The 24,644-nt window shown below is 47.8% G+C and carries 23 protein-coding genes and 1 tRNA gene; 16 read left to right on the forward strand and 8 right to left on the reverse strand.

The window, feature by feature from the left end; genetic code table 11:
* A complete protein-coding gene (locus tag JOY44_RS12170; protein ID WP_171574021.1) occupies positions 1-393 on the forward strand; it encodes a hypothetical protein in 393 nt (130 codons plus the stop codon).
* Here JOY44_RS12170 and ispD read toward each other — a convergent pair.
* Positions 390-1,085 carry a 2-C-methyl-D-erythritol 4-phosphate cytidylyltransferase gene (gene ispD, locus JOY44_RS12175; RefSeq protein WP_171574022.1) on the reverse strand — a complete coding sequence of 232 codons (696 nt, stop codon included), beginning with the start codon at positions 1,083-1,085 and terminating at the stop codon, positions 390-392. The genes JOY44_RS12170 and ispD overlap by 4 nt on opposite strands.
* A gap of 164 nt (positions 1,086-1,249) precedes the next feature.
* Here ispD and JOY44_RS12180 point away from each other — a divergent pair, with 164 nt between their 5' ends.
* Positions 1,250-2,218: a glycosyltransferase family 9 protein gene (locus JOY44_RS12180; RefSeq protein ID WP_171574023.1), complete on the forward strand. Its 969-nt coding sequence runs from the start codon at positions 1,250-1,252 to the stop codon at positions 2,216-2,218.
* A gap of 105 nt (positions 2,219-2,323) precedes the next feature.
* Positions 2,324-3,280, forward strand: a complete 957-nt coding sequence (locus tag JOY44_RS12185; protein ID WP_171574024.1) for a hypothetical protein — start codon at positions 2,324-2,326, stop codon at positions 3,278-3,280.
* Positions 3,281-3,339: 59 nt separating this feature from the next.
* Here JOY44_RS12185 and folB read toward each other — a convergent pair whose 3' ends face one another.
* On the reverse strand, positions 3,340-3,708 hold the full coding sequence (folB, locus tag JOY44_RS12190; protein ID WP_171574025.1) for a dihydroneopterin aldolase: 369 nt from the start codon (positions 3,706-3,708) through the stop codon (positions 3,340-3,342).
* Positions 3,709-3,785: 77 nt separating this feature from the next.
* On the opposite strand from folB, the gene JOY44_RS12195 reads away from it, so the two are divergent.
* From JOY44_RS12195 to JOY44_RS12205, 3 genes are all read left to right on the forward strand, one after another.
* A tRNA-Gly gene (locus JOY44_RS12195) sits at positions 3,786-3,857 on the forward strand.
* 355 nt (positions 3,858-4,212) lie between these two features.
* Positions 4,213-4,533 carry a hypothetical protein gene (locus JOY44_RS12200; protein ID WP_245404922.1) on the forward strand — a complete coding sequence of 107 codons (321 nt, stop codon included), beginning with the start codon at positions 4,213-4,215 and terminating at the stop codon, positions 4,531-4,533.
* Positions 4,534-4,537: 4 nt separating this feature from the next.
* Positions 4,538-5,803 (forward strand): glutamate-5-semialdehyde dehydrogenase, encoded by a 1,266-nt coding sequence (locus tag JOY44_RS12205; RefSeq protein ID WP_171574026.1) that lies wholly within the window; start codon positions 4,538-4,540, stop codon positions 5,801-5,803.
* A gap of 159 nt (positions 5,804-5,962) precedes the next feature.
* On the opposite strand, the gene JOY44_RS12210 is transcribed toward JOY44_RS12205, so the two are convergent.
* A complete protein-coding gene (locus tag JOY44_RS12210) occupies positions 5,963-6,781 on the reverse strand; it encodes an acyl-CoA desaturase (protein WP_171574027.1) in 819 nt (272 codons plus the stop codon).
* Between the two features lie 138 nt (positions 6,782-6,919).
* Between JOY44_RS12210 and JOY44_RS12215 the strand changes: the two genes are divergently transcribed.
* Both JOY44_RS12215 and JOY44_RS12220 read left to right on the forward strand, forming a co-directional pair.
* Positions 6,920-8,149 (forward strand): aminotransferase class I/II-fold pyridoxal phosphate-dependent enzyme, encoded by a 1,230-nt coding sequence (locus JOY44_RS12215; protein ID WP_171574028.1) that lies wholly within the window; start codon positions 6,920-6,922, stop codon positions 8,147-8,149.
* Between the two features lie 59 nt (positions 8,150-8,208).
* Positions 8,209-9,038, forward strand: a protein-coding gene (locus JOY44_RS12220; protein WP_415881109.1) for an IS5 family transposase whose coding sequence is annotated in 2 segments (ribosomal slippage) — positions 8,209-8,599 and positions 8,599-9,038 — 831 coding nt in all. Because the reading frame shifts where the segments join, the coding sequence is not laid out codon by codon here.
* Between the two features lie 19 nt (positions 9,039-9,057).
* Here JOY44_RS12220 and JOY44_RS12225 read toward each other — a convergent pair.
* Together JOY44_RS12225 and JOY44_RS12230 are read right to left on the reverse strand one after the other, a co-directional pair.
* Positions 9,058-10,038 (reverse strand): hypothetical protein, encoded by a 981-nt coding sequence (locus JOY44_RS12225; protein WP_171574029.1) that lies wholly within the window; start codon positions 10,036-10,038, stop codon positions 9,058-9,060.
* A gap of 60 nt (positions 10,039-10,098) precedes the next feature.
* Positions 10,099-11,400, reverse strand: coding sequence for a hypothetical protein (locus JOY44_RS12230; RefSeq protein WP_197985234.1), 1,302 nt, complete (start codon positions 11,398-11,400; stop codon positions 10,099-10,101).
* 276 nt (positions 11,401-11,676) lie between these two features.
* Between JOY44_RS12230 and JOY44_RS12235 the strand changes: the two genes are divergently transcribed.
* From JOY44_RS12235 to JOY44_RS12250, 4 genes are all read left to right on the forward strand, one after another.
* Positions 11,677-12,198 carry a photosystem I assembly protein Ycf3 gene (locus tag JOY44_RS12235; RefSeq protein WP_171574030.1) on the forward strand — a complete coding sequence of 174 codons (522 nt, stop codon included), beginning with the start codon at positions 11,677-11,679 and terminating at the stop codon, positions 12,196-12,198.
* A gap of 139 nt (positions 12,199-12,337) precedes the next feature.
* Positions 12,338-12,628, forward strand: a complete 291-nt coding sequence (gene gatC, locus JOY44_RS12240; RefSeq protein ID WP_171574031.1) for an Asp-tRNA(Asn)/Glu-tRNA(Gln) amidotransferase subunit GatC — start codon at positions 12,338-12,340, stop codon at positions 12,626-12,628.
* Positions 12,629-12,830: 202 nt separating this feature from the next.
* A complete protein-coding gene (locus JOY44_RS12245; RefSeq protein WP_171574032.1) occupies positions 12,831-13,859 on the forward strand; it encodes a hypothetical protein in 1,029 nt (342 codons plus the stop codon).
* Positions 13,860-13,988: 129 nt separating this feature from the next.
* Positions 13,989-15,053: an IS4 family transposase gene (locus JOY44_RS12250; RefSeq protein WP_171573521.1), complete on the forward strand. Its 1,065-nt coding sequence runs from the start codon at positions 13,989-13,991 to the stop codon at positions 15,051-15,053.
* Positions 15,054-15,084: 31 nt separating this feature from the next.
* Here the strand turns inward: JOY44_RS12250 and JOY44_RS12255 are convergent, their stop codons facing one another.
* On the reverse strand, positions 15,085-16,593 hold the full coding sequence (locus tag JOY44_RS12255) for a sensor histidine kinase (RefSeq protein WP_171574033.1): 1,509 nt from the start codon (positions 16,591-16,593) through the stop codon (positions 15,085-15,087).
* A gap of 392 nt (positions 16,594-16,985) precedes the next feature.
* On the opposite strand from JOY44_RS12255, the gene pilM reads away from it, so the two are divergent.
* The 4 genes from pilM to JOY44_RS12275 all read left to right on the forward strand — a co-directional run bounded on the left by pilM (position 16,986) and on the right by JOY44_RS12275 (position 22,197).
* Entirely contained in the window at positions 16,986-18,098 is a 1,113-nt protein-coding gene (pilM, locus tag JOY44_RS12260) for a type IV pilus assembly protein PilM (RefSeq protein WP_171574034.1), read from the forward strand.
* A 1-nt stretch (position 18,099) separates the two neighbouring features.
* Positions 18,100-18,948 carry a PilN domain-containing protein gene (locus JOY44_RS12265; protein ID WP_171574035.1) on the forward strand — a complete coding sequence of 283 codons (849 nt, stop codon included), beginning with the start codon at positions 18,100-18,102 and terminating at the stop codon, positions 18,946-18,948.
* Positions 18,945-19,808, forward strand: a complete 864-nt coding sequence (locus tag JOY44_RS12270; RefSeq protein ID WP_171574036.1) for a pilus assembly protein PilO — start codon at positions 18,945-18,947, stop codon at positions 19,806-19,808. Before JOY44_RS12265 ends, JOY44_RS12270 begins: the two co-directional genes overlap by 4 nt.
* Before the next feature lie 67 nt (positions 19,809-19,875).
* The gene (locus JOY44_RS12275) at positions 19,876-22,197 is read left to right on the forward strand and encodes a type IV pilus secretin family protein (RefSeq protein ID WP_171574037.1); all 2,322 of its coding nucleotides are present in this window, start codon (positions 19,876-19,878) and stop codon (positions 22,195-22,197) included.
* Between the two features lie 60 nt (positions 22,198-22,257).
* Here JOY44_RS12275 and JOY44_RS12280 read toward each other — a convergent pair whose 3' ends face one another.
* Both JOY44_RS12280 and JOY44_RS12285 read right to left on the reverse strand, forming a co-directional pair.
* Positions 22,258-23,049, reverse strand: coding sequence for a PolC-type DNA polymerase III (locus JOY44_RS12280; RefSeq protein ID WP_171574038.1), 792 nt, complete (start codon positions 23,047-23,049; stop codon positions 22,258-22,260).
* Positions 23,050-23,138: 89 nt separating this feature from the next.
* Positions 23,139-24,593, reverse strand: coding sequence for a DEAD/DEAH box helicase (locus JOY44_RS12285; RefSeq protein WP_171574039.1), 1,455 nt, complete (start codon positions 24,591-24,593; stop codon positions 23,139-23,141).
* Between the last annotated feature and the right edge of the window lie 51 nt (positions 24,594-24,644).

Consider the following 24,644-nt stretch of genomic DNA (forward strand, 5'->3'; position numbering starts at 1 on the left):
ATGATTAATTCTTTGAAGAAAGGGCTAGAAGCGCGTTTGGTCGTCGGTGCTGTAGCGACCACAACCATTCTCCTGCTGGCGACGGTAGATGCTTGGGCAGAGACATTAAAAACCAAAAGCTTTAACGTCAAAATTACTAGAAATTGCCCTGAAGGCGTTGTTGTCTGCAACAATGTTGGATATTTTGGGAGAGACTTGAAAACGGGTCAATCCATCCGGCTGGTTGGTAAAACTCTACATACCACCTGCCAGGATGGAATTACTCCCTGCCGTTTTTTGGGCTATCAATTTCAAAATAGAAATTACCGCTACTTTGTAAGAGAAGATGGCACACTGCAAGTGTATCAAGGGAAAAAATTGCTGCTTCAAGAACGGGGTACTTGGAGCTATTAAGCTCCTTCTTTTGACCGCTGCCGCAAAATGAACTCGGCGATCGCCAAATCCATTATCGTGGTCACTTTCAAGTTTGTCTCCTCACCGGGCACAATTTTGACCGGCAAACCGCATTGCTCATACAGCATGGCATCGTCCGTCACCTGCCATCCTTTCTCTGCCCCCTCTCGATGACAGCGGGTTAACACCTCAACCTGAAAGCCTTGAGGGGTTTGGGCTGCCCACAGGTTACGGCGATCGGGGGTGCCAGTAATGAGTTTTTTAGTCGGCTCCACAATTTTGATGGTATCTTTCACAGGAATCGCCGCAATTAACCCTGCGCAGGTGAGTAGCTCCTCGGCGCAGCGATCGAATAAAGCAGGCGTGACCAAACAACGCGCACCATCGTGAATCAGCACTCGTTCAGCAACCGCAGGCAAGCCTTGCAATCCACAAAAAACGGATTCTTGCCGAGTGGTGCCACCAGGAATCAGATGCACCATTTTGCTCATACCAACTCCATTGATGATGTCTTTAAAGTCAGGAAAATCATCGGGTTGACCCACCACGCCAATCCACCGAATTGAGCGAGAAGCTTTAGCGGCAAGCAGCGTCCAGGCAATTAACGGCTTACCAAAAACGGGTAACAGGAGCTTATTGCGATCGCTCCCCATCCGGCGACCCGATCCTGCGGCTGGAATAAGTAGGTACATACTGCACCTCCGCGAGACAAATTCTTTCTATTATCGCCAATCAGTACACTTTGGAGCAGAGGGGCGGGAAAGTAGAGAGAAAGCAAAAGGTAAATGTAGAGAATAAATGGTTTATCCTTTAGCGGTTAACCCTTAGAATAAGAGCGAATTTAGCGTAAAGAATTATGCGAATCATAGCCTTGGTTCCTGGTGGAATTGGCGATCAAATTCTATTTTTTCCAACCCTGGATGACCTGAAGCAGAACTATCCTGATGCGGAAATTGATGTAGTGGTTGAACCGCGAGCCGCTGCTGCGTACCGGGTTAGCAAGTCTATCCATTCCGTAATCCCGTTTGACTTTAAGGGACGAAATAGCCTAGCAGACTATGGTAATTTATTGGGCACCCTGCGCGATCGCGAATATAAAATCGCGTTGGCACTGGGTCAAAAATGGACAGTGGGTTTTTTACTGTGGTTAACGGGCGTTCCCGTCCGTGTGGGATATTCTGGGGGCGGAAATCGGTTTTTGACGAACCCAGTACCGCTGAATAAAAACCAATATGCCGCTGCCATGTATCACGATTTGCTTAAGGGCTTAAGCATTACGACCCCATGCCCTGACTTGGCGGTAAATGTGCCAGCAGGCGATTTAGACTGGGCCGATAACGAACGTCAACGATTGGGCATTGGCAACGGTGGCTATGTACTCATTCACGGTGGTTCTAGCCAACTTGCTAAAGAAAAAGGAATTGACAAGATTTATCCAGTAGAAAATTGGCAGGGAATTATCCAGGATTTCGTCCAGAGACAGCCCGAGCTACCAATCGTCGTTGTGCAAGGTCCAGATGACGAAGAATTTGTCCAAACATTAGTGCGGGCGAATCTCAACCTAAAAGTCACTATACCGACCGACGTTGGCAAACTCACCGCTATGATTGCGGGGGCTAGCCTGATGCTCTGTACCGATAGTGCCCCCATGCACTTAGCTGTTGCTGTGAAAACTTATATGATGGCGGTATTTGGACCGACAGAACCAAAATTTTTGCTGCCCCCAAGCGATCGCTTCATGGGAATCAAATCCCTCAGCGGCAAAATGTCAGATATTGACCCCACCACGGTATTAGAAAAGATTTGGGCAGGCCAAACTGCTTAAAAAGCGATCGCGTTGCGAAAGTTTATCGTAGTCAAAGCGCGATCGCTCGTATCCTAATTTTAGAATCATCTCCCCAGAAATGAACTGAAATTAGAGGCTTCTAAAATGCCAACAGACTACGTGCTATTTATTCATGGAGTAAATACCCACAGCGAACCAGGCTTTCGCCGAGATGCTCAGTATCTATTTGATCGCATTCAAGCCTCCGTTAAAAACCCATCTAGAAATTTGAAGCCCATTTACCTGTTCTGGGGAAACGTCAGTGAAGAAGCCACTAAACTACTGCTAGAAGGGTTGAAGGCTTCACCGAAGTGGTCTGATTTTTGGTTTCAAAAACTGCGAACCCAGCAGATTTTGCCCTTTGTCGGTGATGCGGCTCTGTACCTCAGCCGCCATGTGAGCGCTAAAGTGGTGCGGCAAATTAGTACTCAAGCCCTGCAACAAATGGGGCTGACTTTAGGTGAGCTACAATCGCCGCCAGATAGTAGTAAATTGCGGGGCGATCGCCTGCATCTGGTGACTCATAGCTGGGGCACCGTCATCTTATTTGATATTCTGTTTGCACCCCGTTGGGATGCCGCTGAGGTAGACCTCGAAACTCGACAAAATATTGACAATATTCGTGCTGGCTTTTTTGGGTTGGGCTCTCAAGAAAACGAAGAGTTCGGCATTCCAGTTGCCAGTATCCACACGATGGGATCGCCGATTTCTCTGTTCAGCCTAATTAATGCCGCCGGTGGTCGCAGTTTTAACCTCACGCCAAAACTGAAAGAATTGCTGGAGACGCTTTATGGGAGACGAGACGGCAACCCCTTACCCTGGCGTAACTATGCTCATCCCGGTGATCCGATCGCATATCCATTAGCAGGCGTTCTACCCATCTTGCTAGAAGGTGCGCAGAACACTGTGCGAATTGAGGATATTGTGGTTCCTGGCAACTCTTTGATGAAACTTTTTAGTCAAACGATGCTGCCATTAATCAATGGGGGTGATGCCCATGGCAGCTATTGGAAGAGTAAAGAAGTAGCCGCCGCGATCGCTCAAACCATCCAAACTCCCTAGCTCATTGTTTGTCAGCATTTTCCTGTTTTTAAATTTAGTTCATTGCTCCCCATAAAGGCTTAAGGCTTGCGCGTAATTTCAATCGTCACCTGACCGCTGAAGTTTGGGATGGGTGGGGTCAGTTTGGTCAGCGCAATGGTGACCTGATGAATGGGAATTCCGGCAGGGTTCGCCTGCAATATGGCATCGGCGATCGCGCTTGCCAGTTTTTCCAGGAGAGCAAACTTGGAAGTTTGAATCAAGTGTTGTACCGTCTCAACCACTGAGCAGTAGTTAAGAGTGTCCTCTAAGCGGTCGCTTTGCCCTGCGGTTTTCAAATCTAGCATGAGCGTTACATTGACCTCAAACCACTGTCCCAAAACCTGTTCTTCTGGCAGCGCGCCGACATAACCATAACCACGAATGCCTGTGAGACGAATAATGTCCATGAGAGAAATTAGAAAGTGTAAGATTAGGGTTGACAGAATGCATTGTAAAATGCGAATCTAATGATCGTCCGAATTATGCGGGTGTGGCTCAGTGGTAGAGCGCAACCTTGCCAAGGTTGATGTCGCGCGTTCGAATCGCGTCACCCGCTTCTAAACGCATAGTTCTTCTAAGAGAGGCTCCTGAGAGCCTTTCTTTTTACCATACTGGCAGCGATCGCGTTTTATTTAAGCACTGACGACTTCAAAGCTAGAGTGGTAAAATTCCAACAATTGGTAAGCCTTGTGTTTACAAGTAAACTAAAGCAAATTTCAAATCTTGCTTAATGAATAAAAATACTTGATTATCCAAACTTACTCAAACGGATGGGTAGCCATTCTTAGCTAAAGAAACTAGCAATTTCAGTCCTGGTGCTGCCTGTGCAACCGCAAAAATTCCAGAAGATTGATTTCAACCAAGAATATCCTTGTCCTTGTCGGCGTAGAGGGCATCTTACTCCGATCGCTTTGACAGAAGCTTTTGGGTGCAATCGTTGCCAACAAATTTTTGTAGTTGATGAAAGTGGACAGGTGTTGGAGCAACTAGCCAGCAGTTATCCCTACAAAAAAGCATGGCGATGGAATGGGCATCAGTGGAACGTAGCCAACCCTAATTTTAGAGATAGCTACTTGCCGATCGCGCTGGGCATCGTCTTTATCATGCTAGTGATTTGGCTACCGCTGGCACTGAATGCCAAACCGACCTCGCATAGTGCTGTTCTGGTGATTGGCATTATTCTGCTGGCGCTCCTTCCAGCCTTGATGGTCTTACTGGCATATAGACGGTAACCCAATGACAACGGATTTTCTTGGTCTCACTTCTGATCCGATCGCTGCTGTGCAAGCTGCACATCGGGCTTCTATTCATCTATCTACCACTAGAGGGGTTCTGCGTAGTCAGGCAGTTTACGCCATGGCAGAGGCCCTAAAGCAGGCGCAAAATGACATTCTTGAAGCCAACACTTTAGATCTAGAAGCCAGTCGAGAAATGGCGGTGCCTGACCTGATTTTAGAATGGCTAAAACTGACCCCTGAACGGCTGCAAACTGCTATTCAACTCCTCAAGCGTCTGAGCGAGCTACCCGATCCAATTGGGCGTGTTATGGACGCGGCGTACCAAATTGATCACTGCCAAACCTACTCCCAATTGATGCCCTTGGGTGTCATTGCCATGATCTACGAAGCGTTCCCAGAGTTGGCAGCAGTAGCGGCAGGTTTGTGCATCAAAACGGGCAATAGTTTGGTTTTGAAGGGAAGTGGAGAGGCTAGCCATTCCAATGCGGCGATCGCCCAGGCGCTTTGGTCAGCGATTGAGAAAGTAGGCTTACCAGAAGGGTGTCTTCAAGCAGTAGCATCCGACCACAGCACCCTAGTAAGAGATTTAATTGTCCAAGATCAGTACTTGAATTTGATTATTCCCTACGGTCGTCCGAGCTTAGTGCAGCAGATTGTACGACAGGCAACGGCTCCTGTCTTAAAATCTGCCATGGGCAACTGTTACTTATATTGGTCGCCTTCCGGCAGTTTAGAAGCGGTTCGCTGGATGATTTTAGACAGTCACCAGAGCGAACCTGATCCCGTGAATGCGATTGAGAAAATACTCATTCACCCCAGCCAAAATCCCTCTTCGCTGCTGATGTTGTGGGATAGTCTGCGAGAAAAAGGGTTTGAGTTGCGTGGAGATGGCATCCTGTCAGCCGAATTTCCTGATTTGCGGTTAGCAGAAGAGGGAGAATGGCAGCAGGCTTACCTAGCGAAGGTGATTGCCTTTAAGCTCGTTGCCAGTTTGGATGACGCGATCGCCTGGATTAACTTAAACAGCAGCGGACATGCCGATTGTTTAGTCACCGAGTCCTATCAGGAAAGCCGTCAATTTGCTCTGGGCATCAACAGCGCCTCCACATACATCAATGCGTCCCCCCGATTTTCTCGCAATCCCAAACGAGGGGATTCTATTTTTCTGGGCATGTCTAACCAAAAAGGACACCGTCGGGGTCCTATCAGTGTAGAGACGCTCACGACGGTGAAGCACATTATTCAAGGAACAGGACAATTCTGAGTCCTACATTGGTCAAGAATCTTCATCCCCAACACTTCTTCCTAAGAAGAGATTGATATTCAAAATCCCTCTTCTTAAGAAGAGGGATTTTGGGAGAAGGCGGTTCGCGCCATCTACATTATCTGATTCGGTCTGTCTACTGACGTGATTGCAAAAGAGTTAATCTTTCCCTGCCAATTTAACCTTGCTTGCCAACCCTAGCGACTGCAAAAGTTGAATAGTCATCCAGGTCATATCAATTTCCCACCACTGTAAGCCGTGGCGAGCCGAGTGTTGATAGGCATGATGGTTGTTGTGCCAACCTTCACCGTACGTTAGCAGAGCAACCCACCAGCAATTGCGGGAGTTGTCATTGGATTCATGGCTTTGATAGCCAAACATATGAGTCGCGCTATTCACCAACCAAGTGCAGTGAAACACCGCGATCAACCGAACAAACACGCCCCATACTACGAATGGCCACCCACCAATCGCATATAGTACCACTGCCAATGCAATCTGAAGCGGGATGAAGTACTTGTTAAAAAACTGATAAACCGGGTCATCGTTGATGTCTTTCGTAAACCGAGGCACTTGATCACGCATCGGAATATCAAACAGCATCCAGCCCATGTGGCTCCACCAAAAGCCCCGCTTCGAGTCATGAGGATCTTGGTCTTGATCTGAATGGAGATGATGAAAACGGTGCATTCCCACCCATTCAGTCACACCGCCCTGGCAGGATAAGGTGCCACATAAAACCAGGAAATATTCAATCAATTTTGGCGTTTGAAAGCTGCGATGGGTAACGAGGCGATGAAAACCCAGGGTAATTCCTAAGCCGCCAGTAACCCAATGGAGGAAAACCGCGACTCCTACGGCTGCCCAGCTAAAGTTACTTGGTAACAGGGCAAAGAGAGCACCACCATGCACGATCACCATGAATAAAACTACTGGTAAATCTAATTTAAGTGGCTTATTTGAAGTTGCAACAGTCATGCATTCGTCCCAATGAGAAGTACAATGCCAAATTGGCGCAAAGCTAGATGCTCGTTCTAAAGGTCTTGCCGCGGAGATTGGTAGATTAGCTACCGCAGCACAAGGCGTTGAGAATTATTTTGGAGAAGCAAGCGGAAAATGAACAGTCCAACTCTTTTAAAGGAAGCAGAACAAGCACTATCCCTGATTTTTTCTGGTATTGACACACAGGTCAAGAAAAACTTGAAACGCTTGCTAGTAGCCTTTCGTCAGCACCGAGTCGGCGCTCACCACTTTTCTGGGGTGACAGGGTATGGGCATAGCGATTTGGGCAGGGAAGTATTGGATCGAGTATTCGCGCAAGCCTTGGGGGCAGAGGCTGCTGCGGTACGGGTTCAGTTTGTGTCTGGGACGCACGCGATCGCTTGTGCGCTGTATGGCGTTCTTCGCCCCGGAGACGAAATGCTCGCCGTGGCTGGTGCCCCTTATGACACGTTGGAAGAAGTAATTGGTCTACGGGGGCATCAGCAGGGTTCCTTAGCAGAGTTTGGGATTCACTATCGCCAGTTAGATCTCACAACAACAGGCGAGGTTGACTGGCAAACATTAGCCCATGCTATCAAATCAGAGACGCGCCTGGTATTGATTCAGCGATCGTGTGGATATTCGTGGCGATCTAGTTTGGCGATCGCGGATATTGAAAAAATCGTTCAAATTGTTAAACAGCAGAACCCAAACACGATTTGCTTTGTGGATAACTGTTATGGCGAATTCATTGAGTCGTGTGAACCCACGAGTGTTGGAGCCGACCTCATGGCAGGTTCGCTAATTAAAAATCCGGGCGGCACCATTGTGACCGCAGGTGGCTATGTTGCAGGACGAGCAGACCTAGTAGAAATGGCAGCCTGTCGGTTGACAGCTCCTGGGATTGGCAGTTCCGGTGGTGCCACCTTCGACCAAAATCGGCTGTTGTTTCAAGGACTTTTTCTGGCTCCTCAAATGGTGGGAGAAGCTATGAAGGGCAACCATTTAACCGCTTATGTGTTTGACCAATTGGGTTACCCCGTGAACCCCTTGCCGATGGCTCCCCGCCGAGATGTAATCCAAGCAGTCCAATTGGGTTCACCGGATAAACTAATTGCTTTTTGTCGTGCCATTCAACAACAGTCGCCAATTGGCTCCTATCTTGACCCGGTGCCCGCAGAAATGCCCGGTTATGAAAGTGAATTAGTCATGGCAGGCGGCACTTTTATTGATGGCAGCACCTCCGAGCTTTCAGCAGATGGACCTTTGCGAGAACCCTACACGGTTTTTTGTCAGGGAGGAACTCACTGGACTCATGTTTCGATCGCGTTAGAAGCTGCCATTGATGCGATCGCTGCCATTTAATTGACTAGACCTCTTGCGTGAATAGAGGGAAGTGGCTACAAATAGGTCAAGGAGGGCTGATGACCTACAAACAACTGAGCCAACTCAAGCCTGAGTTATTCAAACGCCGCTGCGGAATCCACCCACAAACCTTCGCGCAGATGGTGGACGTACAGCGTCCTGAGCTTGACCGAACAGGGAAGCGGGGTGGACAGTGCAAATTAAGAGTGGAAGACCAACTGCTAGTCGTACTCGAGTACTGGCGAGAATACCGCACCCAGTTTCACATTGCCACCACTTGGGGATTGAGTGAGTCGGCAGTGTGCCGCTTGATTCAGAAGGTTGAAAGTCGATTAATAAAGTCAGGTAAGTTCCGGCTACCCGGCAAAAAGCACCTATATCAGAATGCCAGTACCTGGAGTGTGTGGGCGGTCGATGTCACTGAAAGCCCGATTGAGCGTCCCCAAAAAAACAGCGACGCTACTACAGCGGCAAGAAAAAGCGGCATACGCTAAAAGCTCAAGTGCTGGTCAATCAAGTCACTGGACAAATTATTTGTACAGCGTTTGGTAAAGGGAGAATCCATGACTTTCGGCTGTTCAAGTTACATCGTCTGCCGATGCTACCAGAGCAGTTGTGTTTGGCGGATAAGGGCTATCAAGGTATGGCAAAGCTACATCCCTCTACTTGTATTCCAACCAAAAAACCGCGTCAAAGCAAACTGAGCAAAGCGGAGCGGCAGCACAACCGAAATCTAGCCCGATTGCGGGTGGTCGCTGAGCATGTGAATCGCAAGCTCAAGATTTTTCGGATTCTCGCTGAACGGTATCGAAATCGACGCAAGCGCTTCGGGTTGCGCTTCAATCTCATTGCAGCAATCATCAACTTTGAACTTGCGCTCTCTTCTTGATTCACGCAAGAGTTCTACTCTAGCTGTCAGACTCGACAGATTCAGTTTCTTTCGCCTTCTCAACAGGTGCATCGTGGGTTGCTTCCACAGGGGCACCTCCCATTTCTGGAACCTCCGCAACAGGTTCGGATAAGATCTCATCGCCTGTTTCAGCAGGCTCAATTACTACATCATCTACAGTCTCTTCCGGAATGGAGATAACTTCTGCCGCTTCAACAGGTTCAATTACTGCATCATCTACAGTCTCTTCCGGAATGGAGATAACTTCTGCCGCTCCAACAGGTTCGATGACCCCATCATCTACAGGCTCTGCTGGTACAGAAACAACTTCTGCCGCAGGCTTAGCCACATTTTTCAAGACTGGTTTACCCGGTTTGGATACAACTGCTTCAACAGGTTCTTCGGGTGTAATTGCAGGCTTATGGACTTCTGTTTCCTCAGCGACTTTTGCTGCTTCTTCCTCAGCAATTTTTGCTGCTTCTAAAGCTTCTACCTCCGCTTTTGCAGCGGCTTCCTCAGCAGCTTTCGCGGCTTCTAAGGCTTCCGCCTCCGCTTTTGCAGCAGCTTCCTCAGCGGCGATTTTTGCGGCGGCTTCAGCTTCAGCCTGTGCAGCAGCTTTCGCGGCAGCTTCAGCAGCGGCAGCTTCTTCAGCTTCAATCTCAGCTTTGGACTTGACTCGTGGTGGTTTTGGTCCTCTCATTAAAGCCACGTTGGCAGGAGGTTTGAACTCTTCTTTACGATCGCCACCTTTGCCTTTGCGATCGCGGTCTCTGTCACGGCTCGAACGGTCTTCACTCGGACGGTCTTTATCACGACTCGGACGATCTCTACTGGGACGATCTTCAGTCGGACGGTCTCCAGTCGCACGATCTGCACGATCTTCGCTACGAACTGGACGAGGACGATCTTCCCGCTGTACAGACGGCTGAACAGGTAAGCTCTCTCCTTCTGAGGCAACTTTTTCCAGTCGCTCAGATTTTTTGATCGGACGTTCTACCATTGTTAAATTCTGTTAATGCATCTGTATCCTACCGTGTTCAGTGAGCGAATAACACACCGATCACCCTTGTTCCAAACGGCGTTGCCATTCAGTATCAATCTTGTCTGCCTGCTTAATTTCTTGTTCAATCAGATCTTGTTCTGTTGTGTATGCCAAATTATCTGCCCCAACGACGGTTTCCGCAGCAAACTGCTGGGCATAAAGAATCTTCTTCTGCAAATCTTGGTCGGCTTCATTGAGAAAAACTGCTCGACTTTGACGCGCTTGATTACGACTTTCTACTTTGCGGTTGCGCCACTGAATCCAAAAATAGCGTAAGAGCGGAATAGTCAAGAAAGCTGAGCCATAGCCCAATAAGACCCAGAAAATCGCCTGCACAAAAGCAACCAAGCCACCCATCTGTGCCGCCACAGTGCCTCCTGCTAAAAGATTACCCAAAGCAATAGCACCGATTAAATTCAATCCTCCTAACCCGATCGCCAGCGCAATTTGTCCACCACTTGCCTGACTAAATCGCCAAGGTAACTCTCTTAAATAAGCAGCAATGGGCTGCAATCGTTGCTCGATCGCGCTCGTTTGCAATTCAGGAAAATGGTAAACTAAGCCTCCTTCTGGGCTAACTTCGGGTCGTCCATTAAAGCGAGTGAGCACGGGCAGCATGTATTCTTCGTAATCACGAGCATAGCCCTGACCCAAATCGTTTAGATAGGGTGCCAACTGCTCAGCAACTACAGCACCCTTTTGGTTGCGAATTACAGTTGCGATCGCCCTCCAGCGCCGATCTTCCAAATCTGCATTCGGGTTGCCATCCCCAAACAAAAACGAAAATATTGCTTCTAAAAAATTGAGAGAGGGCTTTTCTCCACCTGCATCAGAGCGATAAGCAGCACGGGGTCTAGAGTAATCAGGGTAAAAAATCCACCAAATATCAGGACCAAACCCCATAGATGGCATTCCAATCCCACTATCAGAATCATTATCGTTATTACTCGATGCACTCAATGACAGGGTAATCAGCAAAATTGCCAGGAAAATCAGCAGAATAGAAGCAATCAGCACAACGCCAAAGGAAATCCGAATTAGGTAAAAGAGAACGCGCCAGATTTTCTCCCACCATTCCTTAAGCTGAAACCGAAAATATTTGTTTCTCAAGATGGAACGAAATTCTTGAGGAAAGAGATACACCACATCGCCCGTTTCAGCCACCTGAAGATGACCACTAACCTGTGATGCCAGCGCTAACAAGCCTTGCTCTGCCACTGCTAGCTCCAACCCAGCTTGAGCCGCCACATCCCCTACGGTAACGCGGTAGTCCAATCGCTCTACGGCTTGCATAATGGCTGGGTTTGGAGTCACGGACATCTTTTCACTTCTTTGTTTGAGACTGTGATCTACAGTATAGAAAGTCTGTATGGCGCTTGGGAGGAGAGAAAACCGTATTAGCGTTATAGGCTCTAGGGGTACGGGTTTGGAGGCTAGAAAAAAGCAATTTTTTGCCTTTCATCCCTGATACTTGATACTCTTCTTAACGCTTTTTGCCTATTCTTTGCTCCCCAGAGGACGTTAAACTAGAAGGCATTTCGCGATCGCACATCTTTTAGATTCAGCAGATCAGCCGACCTTACTCTCCTTTGCTATATGCCCAGAACTCAACGCAATGACAATTTTATCGACAAAAGTTTTACGGTCATGGCAGACCTAATTCTTAAACTGCTACCTGCGACTAGAAAGGAAAAGGTTGCTTTTGCCTATTATCGGGATGGAATGTCAGCCCAAGCCGACGGAGAGTATGCCGAGGCGCTTGATAACTATAATGAAGCTCTCAAATTAGAAGAAGACGACAACGATCGCAGCTATATTCTCTACAACATTGGGCTGATTCATGCGAGTAATGGCGAACATGATCGAGCGCTAGATTACTACTTTCAATCGATCGAGATAAATCCTCGAATGCCCCAAACGTTGAACAACGTTGCCGTTATCTTTCACTATAAGGGTGAGCGGGCCCAAGAAGAAGGCAACGAAGAAGAAGCGGAAGAATGGTTTGATCAAGCAGCAGACTACTGGAAACGCGCCATCCGCAACGCTCCAAACAACTATATTGAAGCCCAAAACTGGATGAAGATTACAGGACGATCACAAGTTGACGTGTTTTTCTAGAGCAGTAGACAAACTCCATCTAATGTAGATGTTGCAAATCGTCCTTATCCTAAATTCCTCTCCTTGGGGAGAACAGTTGGAGATGAGGGTCTCTACTTAATTTCACTTTCTATTCCTGCTCCCTAATTTCCTTATTCCTATGATTGCTCTCGAACAAGTTCGGAAAGTCGCCCATCTAGCGCGATTAGAATTATCGACTGCTGAAGAAGAAATGTTCACAACGCAGTTAAACGGCATTTTGGATTATTTCAAGCAGTTGAACGAACTGGATGTGACCAACATTGAGCCAACTTTTCGAGCGATCGATGCCAGCAACATCACGCGGCAAGATGTGTTGGAAACCCATAGCGATCGCGAAGCCATTTTGGAGAGCGCTCCCGATCGCGACGGTGAATTCTTTAAAGTTCCTCAAATTATCGCCACTGATTAAAAAATCATCACTAAGGAAACGAGAGCAGAACTTTCTCGACTTCACCCCTAACATCTGTTTCCTAAATCTCACAAACCTTGACTATTAAAACCCCAAGAATTGCAAAGACTCGCTAAGATCCAGGAACAATCGATTGCCCCTTCCCATGTGAAGGCAATCGTGGTGTGGAATTGCCCTTGTCTGCCCTTGATTAAATCTGGTAATGAGACTTTCACTATATTGCCCTTCCTGTAAAAAACCGATCAGCGACTTGCCTCGCCGCATCCCTCCTATTCAGGTAACCTGTTCATCTTGTAGTCAGCAATATGGAGTAGTCTATGGCAAGCTATCTAGGCGCTCATCTATTACGGAAGCCTTGCTATACCTAACTTCTAAGCTTCCAAGTTTTTACAAACAGCATTACACATTTCAAATTACGACTGCAGATCGCACCCTAAAATGCCTTCAGTTTTCTGTGCCTGGTAAGAGCGATGTGATTCCTGTTCATCGGGGAGATGTCGTGTCAGTGCTTTACACCATGCAAGGATATGTGATGAAGCAATTAGTTGCGATCGCCAATCACACTACGGGCAAAAGCTACGTCCTACCCAATCCGGTTCCTGGCACCAATCAGCATGTCATCACCCTGATTACCATTGTGACTGGATTTGTGCTGTTGTCTTTTCTGAATGGTGGCAATGTATTTTTTACCTCCATCTTTAGCGCGATTGGTGTGCTGACATATCTCAAACTCACGAACAATGCCCACCTTAGCAACCCCGTGTTGAATCCTACCCAAGCAGAAGGACTGCGGCTAATTGCAGATCAGCGGTTGCTATCACAGCAACGTAAATTAGAGCAGCGAGTTACTGAACTCACTCATGAATGTCAATCGAATCAAGTATTAATTGAACAGATAAAAGCACTTAAGCAAAAGATGACGCAGGTTGATCAGGCGATTTACTCAGCTCGGATTTATCGCTCAACTACTGCCATTGATATTCTGAATAAGCAGATTGCCAACAATCATCGGTTAGTGCGGGAATATCAACACATGCTGAAAATGATTGAAATAGAAATCGACACGTCTTGGATTGCCGACCAGTTACCAGATGCTGAAAACTTCACCCAACGCATTTTGGAACGCTTGCATGAGTTGAAAGAAATTGAAGAACACAACCAAGCCTTAAAACTACAACTTGCAGCTTACGAAGAAGTGAACCTACTGGGTATTGAAGAATATGGAAAATGACGATTGAGAATTGCGATTGGCGAATAGCAAACTCAAAATACTTCTTATGAATCTCAGTACGGGACAAAAAGCTTGAAAGGATGAGCAGGGTAGGGTTTCATCAGAATTACCACACTCTGGAGAAACCCTATGAGCCAATATAGCGAATTAAAGCGAGTCCTCCAAGAACAATTGAACTGGCACGGAGCGAGGATTTCATTTCTGGCATTGTTCTTGTTAGCCTTGCTGAAAGTCAAGACAGTGAACTTGAGCGAACTGTGTGTAGGCTTTGGTGGTAGGGCATTGCCCGAATCGAGCTACAAGCGATTGCAGCGATTTTTCCGAGGGTTTGCGCTCGACGAAGCTCAACTGGCTAGCGTCGTGGTGAGTTGGATGCAGATTCCGGAGGACTGGGTGTTGAGCCTGGATCGCACCACCTGGAAATTTGGCACTCAGTGGTACAACATTTTGACTTTGGGCATAGTTCATGAAGGAGTTGCCTTCCCGGTACTGTGGTGGCTGTTGGACAAGCGGGGGAATTCCAACAGTGACGAGCGGATGCGGTTAATGGAGACCTTTGCCAAACGGTTCCCCACCGCTAGAGTGAACTACTTGTGTGCCGACCGCGAGTTCATTGGGCAAGCCTGGGTGCGCTATCTTCTACTCGAACCTACCCTCGCCTTTCGCTTACGGATTCGCAGCAGTGACCAGATTGAGCATGATGGCAGGGTGCTGGCGGCGCGAGTCGTCTTTGCCCATCTGCAACCCGGTCAATCCCAACAACTCACAGGCACCTGCCGAGTCTGGGGCTACCCAGTTGCCGTTGAAGCGCTACGACTTGATGATGGGGAGTTACTCGTGGTGATTGCTCCCCTCAAGGCGCAAGATTTGGTCAAAGACTATGCCTTGCGCTGGGGAATTGAAACGCTGTTTGGTATTTTCAAAACTCGCGGGTTCTGTCTGGAATCGACGCACTTTACCGATGATGAACGGTTGAGTAAATTGTTTGCCTTGTTGACTTTAGCTTTATGTTGGGCGATGCGAACCGGGTTATGGTTGCATCAATGGCAGCCCATTAAGATTAAAAAACACGGTCGTCGCGCCAAAAGTCTGTTTCGCTTAGGGTTCGATTATTTGCGCCATTTGGTACTCAATCCATCCTTGTCCAATGAGTCCGACTTTGTGCAATCCCTACAACTTTTGTCCTGTACTTAGCTTATGAATACACTGCGCGAACGAAACGCTTTTATCCTTTCACTTCTTCCTGCCGTAGGGGCAAAGTCACAGTGGCAGTGGTTCCTTGGTTTGGGATGCCAGTGATGTGAATCTGACCTTGATGGTTTTGCACGATCGCCTGAGCGATCGCCAATCCTAAGCCTGAACCTTTGGCAGAGGCTTGGCTACGGGCAGGATCAACGCGATAAAAGCGGTCAAACAAATAGGGTAAAGCCTCTGGCGGAATGCCAATGCCTGTATCAGTAATCGTCACTTGCAAGGAACTATGATTCTGTCGTCCAACTCGCTGAAGGTTTAGACTGACAGCACCACCGGCAGGCGTATATTTCACTGCATTGCCAATCAAGTTGGTAAACAGCCGAAAAAGCTGATCGCGATCGCCTTGCACCACTGCCCAGCTTTTTGAAGGCAGTTTAGTCATGATTGCCGTTGCTTGCCCAGTCATCTCGGCTGGGGCTGGAGCTACTAAAGAGGTTGTTACTTCTGGTTCCTTAATGGGTTCAACTCGCTGTAAAGTGATCGCAATCTCTTTTTCACTTGCCAAAATTTGCTGTTCTTCAATCACTTCCTCTAATAGCAATTCGAGATCAACCGTCAACCATTGTGCCTGTACGCTACCGCTATCTTGACGTGCCAGAAACAGTAAGTCATCGACCAGTCGCCCCAATCGTCGGGTCAATCGTTCTACAACCTGCAAATGATGTTGCTGAATGAGCGGGTCAGGATCCGGATCTGCCAGCGCCACTTGAACATTGGTCTGAATCACTGCGATCGGGCTACGCAATTCATGGGAAGCATCGGCTGTAAATTGCTTTAGCCGTTGATAAGACTCGCGAATTGGCTGCATGGCTAACCCGGATAAAAACCAGCCGATCGCACCCACCGCGCCCACCATTAGCCCAGTTCCTACTGCGAGATCAAAGAAGAATTCGCGGCTAGGCTTAGTTACCTCGAACCAAGGATGGCTAACCCGGAGATAGCCCAGCACTTGTTGCTCCAACTCAACACGTTGGGTGACTTGCCGCAAAACGAGTGGCTCAGAAATTTGGGACACGCTTGCAAGTGTGAGGCGGTCGATTTCCGCAGGGAGATCTGTGGAAAGCTTCGCTAACGTTTCACGAATCGCATCGGGTGAATTTTTTGGGGTAATTCTGACAGTTTCGCCATTGGGCGTAGAGCGTAATGGCACTTGTAGCGGTGCAGAAAGCGTTGACCACAGCAACTCTCCCATCGGACTAAACCATTCAATATCAATCCGATCAGCTTCTGCGGTGGCAGCGTTATTGCGAAAGCTAGCTTCAATGTTGACCCGTAGTCGCCCACCTTCAGTGGGAAGGTCGGTCTGTTCAATCACGAGCGATCGCCGTACCACCTCTACCACATGGTTCAGCGTGTCATCAACACGCTCAATGAGCGTAGTGCGAACATACAAAAAAACACCACTGGCAAACAGCAGCAACAGGACAGCCGTAACAGCTGTATACCAAAGCGCCAAGCGACGACGAGTAGCTTGAAACATATTCAAAACTCAAAATCTACCCTTGCTATTGTGGCAGTATGGCGATCGAGCTAACGCTCTAGTGAAAAATTGTGCGCAATTCCCAAAATTGTGTGTAACATCGCTGATAAAAGAAGCAACTAAATTTCTAACTCGACAATGCTTCAAATTTAAGGAACGCCTCTATAATTTCTCTTTGCAAGATTCAACCAGAGATTAATCAGTAGTAGAAAGGAGTATGAAGCAAGTCGTCTAAGTCATCTTTATAATTAAAGTAAGTCATCTTTTTAATTTTAAAGTGCTCATTTCAATCAAAGTTGAGTACCATACATTAGTTCTTGAATCCCTTTGGTTGCATTTGCAAATTGTGAATTATCTTTGTCCAAAACTTTAGTTGAACAGGCAGCATTCTAGTGAAAGCCTTAAGTAATTTACTGTCTAAAAAATCTAAGGGGATTGGTGTTGAGCTTGCCCCAGACCGCATTAACGTAGCGCAGTTACGCAAGCAGGGGCAGTCACTTAAGCTTGCTACTTTAGCTTCGGCTCCAGTACCTGAAGGGATGTTTCAGGAGGGGCAAATTATGGACCCTCCAGGGATGGCAGAGCTACTACAATCAATATTTACAGAACATAAGATTAAAACAAAGCAAGTAACCACAGCGGTCATGGGTGGTCGCGATACAGTCACCCGGATTATTCCAGTACCTGCTGAACTTGATGACAATGAACTGCGCGAGATGGTGCTAAATCAAGAGGCCGGTTTATATCTACCTTTCCCTCGCGAAGAAGCCGACGTTGATTATCAAAAGTTAGGTCTATTTACTGATGATGATGGCATTGAAAAAATTCAAGTTTTGTTGGTAGCAACCCGTAGAGAAATTACTGACGCTTACATTCGCACTTTTGAAGCAGCCGGATTAAAACTAAACAATTTAGAAGTGGCAAGTTTTGCCTTGATTCGCACAATTCGAGAGCAGTTACGGCAATTTTCTTCTCAGGAAGCGGTGGCGATCGTGGATATTGAATTCGAAAGTACAGAAATTTCGATCGCTCAAGACGGAGTTCCCAAGTTCTCTCGAACGGTTTCCATTGGCACTTACCAAATGCAAAGCGCTCTTTGCCGCGCCATGAATATGCCAGCTCCTCGCACAACAGAGTTGTTGCAGGGAATGACCATTCCCATCGTGCCATCCGATACCATCGGCAGTACCGGAAAAATGGGCGGTACTAATCCAGGCTCGGCTGCCATGCTGCGAATCATTGGTGAGTTGGCAGATGAGCTACGGCGCTCAATCGATTTTTACTTAAATCAGGGGGAAAACTTGGAAGTCGCTCAGCTTCTGCTGGCAGGTCCAGGTGCGGCAATAGGACAACTGGATGAATTTTTTGCTAGTCGGCTCAGCCTTCCTTGTACTCAAGTTGATCCAATTGCAGCACTCGATCTGGAAGTAGGCGAAGAAATTCCTCCTATTGAAAGAGCAGGACTTAGTGTTGTGCTGGGTTTAGGATTGCGGGAGGTTTTGTAATATGTATGGTCTAAACATAAATTTTTTAAAGGATCGCCCAGAGTATCGATCAGAACCTTCTCAAAGTCCCCGACGGCGAGATTTAGGTACGCCTGAAAGTAAGCGACCCATCTGGTTAGGAGGTATCACAGGATTAGGCTTGGTAGGACTTGCCGCCGGAGGCTGGTTGTTTCTGCAATCTCAAAACGAGAAACTTGTCCAACGACAAGCAGAGTTGGACGCTGAGATTAGCGCAATTAAAACAGAACAAGCAAGATTAGCCTCAGTCAGAACTCAAACTAGACAGGCAAAGGAAGATACTGCTGCATTTGCGAGCGTATTCAACACTATTAAGCCCTGGTCGGCAACGTTTGGGGACATTAGCGCTCGCACCCCGCCCAAAGTTCGCATTCTCGGTATTAAAGAGCTGACCGCGCAAGAAATCTCTGCCTTACCTAAACCCAGCCCTGCTGCTCCAAGTCCCTCGCCTAGCCCTACTGCAGGCACGACAGCTCCTGCACCGCCCCCTAGTGGCATGATTCAAATCATAGGTACAGCAACCAGCTTTAATGATGTCAACGATTTTTTACTAATCTTGCAAAGGTCAAAATTTGTTAAGTCCGACACAACCAGAATAGTTGGTGCCACGCTGAACGAGCCGAAATCCCCCCCAGCGATTCAAGTAGGCGGAGCAAGCCCAGCAGGAGATAGAGACAAGATAAAGTTGCCGGGTGAAGTTGCATTTGTTATTCAAACTGAGCTAACAGACGTACCTGCCTCGGAATTATTGCAAGAGCTAGAAAGCAAAAAAGCTACTGGCTTAGTTACTCGAATTGAATCGTTACGCCAGAAGGGGGTCGTTAAGCCATGAGTGCAGGTGGAGACTTTATTCCTGGTGATCAACCGTTTGATGCAGGACCGGATCATCCGACGGTCTTCGGCATACGCTTTACTCCGATAGTCAGCGGCATTGCGCTTGCATTGCTAGGTCTAATTGGTGCCGGAGCTTTGCTGTTCTATTTGGCCTTGCCCGAATGGGAGCGATACCAACAGTTGGATGCCAAAGTGAAACAAACCGAAAGTGATATTCAGCAGCAGCAGGCTCTTTTACAAGAAATCGACGTTGCCAAGAAGGAGCTGGAGGATGCCAAGCGGCAAAGAGACGATGTACTCACTCTATTTGCGAGTGAAGCTTCGCTAGATACGCTCTTGCTAGATCTCAATCGTCAAATTGATGCTCGTAATGTGGATTTAGGGAGGCGAAGATCACAAAAGCTAGCCCTTTGCCCACCCTACATCCAGCAAAATGTTCGTGAGTTTGAGGACAAGTACGGTGAGCTGGCTGCCAAAGCTCAGCTGAAAGGCTTTACGCCCAATAAGGTGCTTACGGGTGTGATTACGGATAGTTCTTATGGTGCTCAGGTAAACGGAAAGCTGAAGCGTCAAGTTGTTTCAGTAGAGTTAGCTGGTAATTATGAACAGACGGCTGCCATTTTGCAAAGTATTGAGCGACTTCAGCCTCTACTAGTTATTCGGGAACTGACATCCAGCCTAGGTGACAAATCAAAAAATACGACGATTTATACCGGTGTTGGAGATTTCACTCGATTATCACCTTGTCAACCCGACCCTAAAATTACGACCAAGTTTCAGCTAGAGGCATTGCTGCCATTAGGACCAGAAGAAGTGGTAAAGGCTGCTCCAGCAACTCAGCCTGCCCAGACAAAGTAACGTCCCGCGCTTATTTATGATGTGAGGAGGAACCGTGAAACCGGACCAGGGATTAACTAAAATTTTGATGACTAGTTTGTTGAGCAGTGCTGCGATCGCGGTAGCAGCTCAGCCTGCTTTGGCTACAGCTCAGGTTACGTCTGTACAGCTAACTCCTGCTGCAAGTGGAGTCAAGCTGTTGTTACAGACCAATGGTGGCGATCGCCCACAGGTATTTTCAGTCAATCGCGGTCGTACTTGGACTGCGGATTTGATTAACACGCAGCTTGAAATGCCAGGAGGTCGGTTTCAGCAGGCAAATCCTGCTCCTGGCATTTCTATGGTTACCGTTGCCCCAATTGATCGCAATAGCGTCCGGGTCACCGTTATGAGTAGTGGATCTGCGCTTGTTGGGCAAGTCACGCGCAATCAAGGAGCGCTTTTGTTCAGCTTGACTCCAACACCTGCCAAAGCAGCTAAGGTGGCTCCTAGCAAGAAGCCCATTACCAAGCCCATCACTACTGCCGCAAAACCCTCGAATGCTTCCCTTCGCAGTACTCAAGCACGCGCCACGCTTCCACCCCTGCCTGCGCCATCATTTCAAGCGCCGCTACCAACAGTTCAGCCCTTAACCGCTCCAGCGGCTCAGGCTCCTTTTTCTTCTACTTCACAGCTGGCGCAAATACCTCCTGCGTCAGTCACTCCTTCAGGTCAATTCAATACACCTTCAATCACTCCTTCTCGTCCGTCATCACTTCAGCCGAGTCAGTTTCCGGGGCAACCAATTGCTCTGCCGCCATCCGCTCCAATTCCTTTGCCTCGTGCGGTTCCGCCCCCAGTTGGTGACATTGCCGTTTCTCAATCCACCTCTTCTGTTTCTGATCTTATTGAGTTGGGCACCGCTGAACGAGTGCCTCGTTTAGTGCTGAGGGATGCTTCTGCTCGTGAAGTTCTGTCTCTCTTGGCTCGGTCTGCTGGACTTAACCTTGCGTTCTCCATTCCTCCAGCTACAGGGCAAGCGACACAAACACCTACACAGGCAGCACTGGATGGGCCAAAAATCACTTTAGATATTGAAAACGAACCCATTCAAAATGTCTTCAACTATGTGTTGCAAATCACTGGGTTAGAAGCCAATCGGATTGGACGAACCATTTTTGTCGGCTCTCGCCTACCCAATTCAGCCCGCAGTTTGGTTGTGCAAAGTCTGCGTCTCAACCAAGTTCCAGTCACAACAGCCCTCAACTTTTTGGTGGGTTTGGGGGCAGAAAGTGCCGTCAGCCGTGAGCGATTGGTAACTAGCGCGATCGCCGTTCCCTTCTCAACCGCCGCCACTGCCACACCCATTGCCCAAACCCAAACTACAACAGAAACTCGAATTGAGTCGCAACGGCTACAACTGATAGATTCGGTGCCAATTTTGAGAGGGTTGTCAGTGTTGGGAGATGAACGCACCAACTCAGTCACACTAACGGGAAGCCCAAAGTTAGTCAACATTGCGATATCTCAACTGACTAAGTTGGATATTCGTCGCCGTCAGGTTGCAGTTAACGTGCGCGTGATTGACATTAATTTGGCATCATTCAATCGCTTTGGTAGCAGCTTCGCGTTTGGGGTCAACGACACCCAGGTAATCAACCAGGCAGGCGTGGCAGTACTTAACTTTGGCAGGTCTACACCGGGCACATCAGGCACTAATTTTACTAACGACCTTGCGTCCAATGCCACGAACATTGGCTCATCGGTCGCCAATCTGCTAGGCGGCAATCCTGTTGGCTTTGTGAGCAGGTTTTTGCTGCAACTTCAGGCATCCGTTAGAACAGGCAATGCTAAGATCCTCACCGATCCAACAGTGATCGTACAGGAAGGGCAAACAGCGACTGTAAACTTGACTCAAGATGTGATTACTAACTTCACCTCTGTAATTACTGGTGGCGTAGGCAGCACCACCACTACTATCACCGCAGAAAGAGGCAAAGCAGGTTTGATTTTACCGATTCAAGTAGACCGAATTGACGACAATGGCTTCATTTCGCTGTCGGTGGCTCCTTCAATCGCCCGTCCTTATGCCACGGCTCAAGTGCTAGCTGGTAACAACAACAATACGATTACGCTCCTGTCGGAGCGTCGATTGCAATCAGGACAGATTCGTCTGCGAGATGGACAAACACTGATCGTGTCGGGCATCATTCAAGATCTTGACCAGTCTTCGATTCAAAAAGTTCCGATTTTGGGCGACATTCCCCTTTTGGGTGCTTTGTTCCGTCGCACGGAGAAAGAGAGTGCCCGTCAAGAGGTGATTGTGCTGCTAACCCCTCGAGTTCTGGATGACACGAACGCTAGCGGCTTTGGGTATGGCTATACGCCCAGCGCAGAAGGACAAAAAATCATTGATGCAGGGCAGCGATAGTAAACGATCGTCTTGCAATGTGATTCTTTAGGCTTGGCGATCGCCAAGCCTTTTTTATGGCTAAAAATCTTGCAGTAAAGAAAGTTGATTGGAGCCTTGATTCTCTCGAAAGAGGCGCTCCACATCTCCTCGCTGATATTGAGGAGTCTGATACTGCCCAACTAAACGCAGTTTAACGTTGGCTAGTTTAAGAGAGGCTCGAGCCTGTTGAGTAGAAACCCCTAAAATTGCAGCGGCATCTCGTAGCGATAACCATTGTTTAGCAAAGCGATCTAGCAATATTTCGTCTGGCTCATTTTGAATTTCTGTCAATAACAGTTTTGTCAATAGCCAGCACGCAAGAGTGTCTGCCTCTGCCCGATGAGAGGTATTAACTGGAAAGCCAAAGTGCTGCACTAAGTTTGGCAAACTGCGAGATGGCAAATCAGGTAGCATCAACCTTGCCAAAATCACTGTACATAGTTGTTCAGCGTTGGAGCGCGTAAAACAAATGCCTAAATGATGAAATTCTGATTGAAGGAATCCGTAGTCAAACGCAAGGTTATGAGCAGTCAACGTACCGCTATTTAATAACGGCAGATAGCTTTTCCAAACATCTTCCGCTAAGGGTGCTTGAGCTACCATGTCTTGAGAAATGCCCGTAAATCGAGTAATGCTTTCTGGCACTGGCACTTGTGGGTTAATCAAGTGAGTTTGTTGGTGATGAATACCCGACTTTAAGGTAGCCTGCAAAACCGAAATTTCAATTACGCGGCTAGAGTTGGGATGACATCCTGTGGTTTCCACATCTACTACTGTTAAAGCCTGATGACTCACCTGACGATAAAAAAATAATAAATCGGTTGATAGCACAGCAGCCTGTAAACCCTACAAAACATCTAATAAAAGAGGCGCGAAATTTCGCGCCTCTTAGAACTAATCAATCAATTCAAAGTTACTGCTTAGGCATGAGGGGTGCCATTGGACGAGGAGCGATTGGAACTCGAAGCGGTTTGGCGCTGATTAATAGTAGGCTTAGAACGTTTGACAGGCTTCGTTTTAGGTGAAGAACTTCTGTCATCATCGTTGTAATCCCCACCATTTTCCTGAGAGGAACGCATCCAAGAAGGTCTGATCTGGTCATACGCCATTTGCAACGCTGCCGCTGCGATCGCATGAGGTTCATATTCTTCCGAAAGTTGCGCCACAATCGGCAAGAAAGATGCCATCCGTTCGCCAGCCAAAGCTTCTTTCAGGCTATCTTGCAGCTTTTCAATCTGCCGGGCCTCAATTTGAGCACGAGTGGGAATAGAGACAATCTCTAAGCGTTGACGAACATGGTTTTCGATATCTCTCAGCTTGCGACGATCCATGGAATGAACCAGGGTTACCGCAGTACCTTCCTTACCTGCTCGTCCTGTGCGTCCAATCCGGTGGACGTAATTTTCTACGCTATCAGGCAGATCATAGTTAATCACATGAGTTAAGTCATCTACATGAATTCCACGAGCCGCAATATCAGTTGCCACAACCCAACGAACTTGACGCTGACGGAATCGTAGCAACAGGCGCTCACGCTGAGATTGGCTTAAATCACCATGATATTCATCTACGCTGTGCCCTGCTGCCTGTAACTGACTGGTTAAGTCAGCCGCTGCTTTGCGGGTGCGAACGAAGATGAGAGCAGTATCGGGATCTTCTAGTTCTAGGATTGGCAGAAGTGCACGAGGTTTTGTCCAACCGCGAGGAACCATGTAGGCAACTTGATTAATCCGGCTAGGAGCAGCTTTAGGTTGCTCGATTGTGACAGTGATCGGCGATCGCAAAAACTTGGCAACCAATTTACGAATCGATGGCTCCATCGTGGCGGAGAAAAACGCTGTTTGACGCTCGGTAGGAGCTTGATTCAGAATTTTTTCCACATCTTGAATAAAGCCCATATTTAGCATTTCATCGGCTTCATCCAACACTAACCACTGGACATTGTTTAATTTCAAGTCACCGCGGCTCAACAAATCAAGTACCCGACCTGGAGTTCCTACAACCATTTGAGCACCCCGTTGCAGGCGAGAAATCTGGGGTTCAATCGCTTGCCCTCCATAGATGGAGACAATTTTCAGACGGCGATCGTCATTAAAATCGCGAATCGCTTGACAAACCTGCATCGCAAGTTCGCGGGTAGGAGTTAGAACGAGTGCCTGTACCACGGGGGACATCACATCGATCTGCTCTAGGATTGGCAAGGAAAACGCAGCTGTTTTGCCAGTACCTGTTTGGGCTTGACCTACAACATCACGACCAGCCAGCAAATGGGGGATCGCTTCTGCTTGAATTGAAGTAGGCGCTGTGAATCCCATGGATTCTAGAAAACGGACACGGGCATCAGATAGACCAAGGCTACTAAACGAAAGGGTCATTGAATCTCCTATAAATATCAGAAATTAGACGGTATCAAAAAGCTTAAACGT

It is taken from the genome of Leptolyngbya sp. Cla-17 (genome assembly GCF_016807185.1).
In the GTDB taxonomy this organism is placed as follows: Bacteria; Cyanobacteriota; Cyanobacteriia; order Leptolyngbyales; family Leptolyngbyaceae; genus ULC077BIN1.

Excerpts from the sequence above, each read along its gene's own strand:
- JOY44_RS12170 (WP_171574021.1), top strand. The coding sequence starts at position 1 with ATGATTAATTCTTTGAAGAAAGGGCTAGAAGCGCGTTTGGTCGTCGGT.
- ispD (WP_171574022.1), bottom strand. The coding sequence starts at position 1,085 with ATGTACCTACTTATTCCAGCCGCAGGATCGGGTCGCCGGATGGGGAGC.
- JOY44_RS12180 (WP_171574023.1), top strand. The coding sequence starts at position 1,250 with ATGCGAATCATAGCCTTGGTTCCTGGTGGAATTGGCGATCAAATTCTA.
- JOY44_RS12185 (WP_171574024.1), top strand. The coding sequence starts at position 2,324 with ATGCCAACAGACTACGTGCTATTTATTCATGGAGTAAATACCCACAGC.
- folB (WP_171574025.1), bottom strand. The coding sequence starts at position 3,708 with ATGGACATTATTCGTCTCACAGGCATTCGTGGTTATGGTTATGTCGGC.
- JOY44_RS12205 (WP_171574026.1), top strand. The coding sequence starts at position 4,538 with ATGACAACGGATTTTCTTGGTCTCACTTCTGATCCGATCGCTGCTGTG.
- JOY44_RS12210 (WP_171574027.1), bottom strand. The coding sequence starts at position 6,781 with ATGACTGTTGCAACTTCAAATAAGCCACTTAAATTAGATTTACCAGTA.
- JOY44_RS12215 (WP_171574028.1), top strand. The coding sequence starts at position 6,920 with ATGAACAGTCCAACTCTTTTAAAGGAAGCAGAACAAGCACTATCCCTG.
- JOY44_RS12225 (WP_171574029.1), bottom strand. The coding sequence starts at position 10,038 with ATGGTAGAACGTCCGATCAAAAAATCTGAGCGACTGGAAAAAGTTGCC.
- JOY44_RS12230 (WP_197985234.1), bottom strand. The coding sequence starts at position 11,400 with ATGTCCGTGACTCCAAACCCAGCCATTATGCAAGCCGTAGAGCGATTG.
- JOY44_RS12235 (WP_171574030.1), top strand. The coding sequence starts at position 11,677 with ATGCCCAGAACTCAACGCAATGACAATTTTATCGACAAAAGTTTTACG.
- gatC (WP_171574031.1), top strand. The coding sequence starts at position 12,338 with ATGATTGCTCTCGAACAAGTTCGGAAAGTCGCCCATCTAGCGCGATTA.
- JOY44_RS12245 (WP_171574032.1), top strand. The coding sequence starts at position 12,831 with ATGAGACTTTCACTATATTGCCCTTCCTGTAAAAAACCGATCAGCGAC.
- JOY44_RS12250 (WP_171573521.1), top strand. The coding sequence starts at position 13,989 with ATGAGCCAATATAGCGAATTAAAGCGAGTCCTCCAAGAACAATTGAAC.
- JOY44_RS12255 (WP_171574033.1), bottom strand. The coding sequence starts at position 16,593 with ATGTTTCAAGCTACTCGTCGTCGCTTGGCGCTTTGGTATACAGCTGTT.
- JOY44_RS12265 (WP_171574035.1), top strand. The coding sequence starts at position 18,100 with ATGTATGGTCTAAACATAAATTTTTTAAAGGATCGCCCAGAGTATCGA.
- JOY44_RS12270 (WP_171574036.1), top strand. The coding sequence starts at position 18,945 with ATGAGTGCAGGTGGAGACTTTATTCCTGGTGATCAACCGTTTGATGCA.
- JOY44_RS12275 (WP_171574037.1), top strand. The coding sequence starts at position 19,876 with ATGACTAGTTTGTTGAGCAGTGCTGCGATCGCGGTAGCAGCTCAGCCT.
- JOY44_RS12285 (WP_171574039.1), bottom strand. The coding sequence starts at position 24,593 with ATGACCCTTTCGTTTAGTAGCCTTGGTCTATCTGATGCCCGTGTCCGT.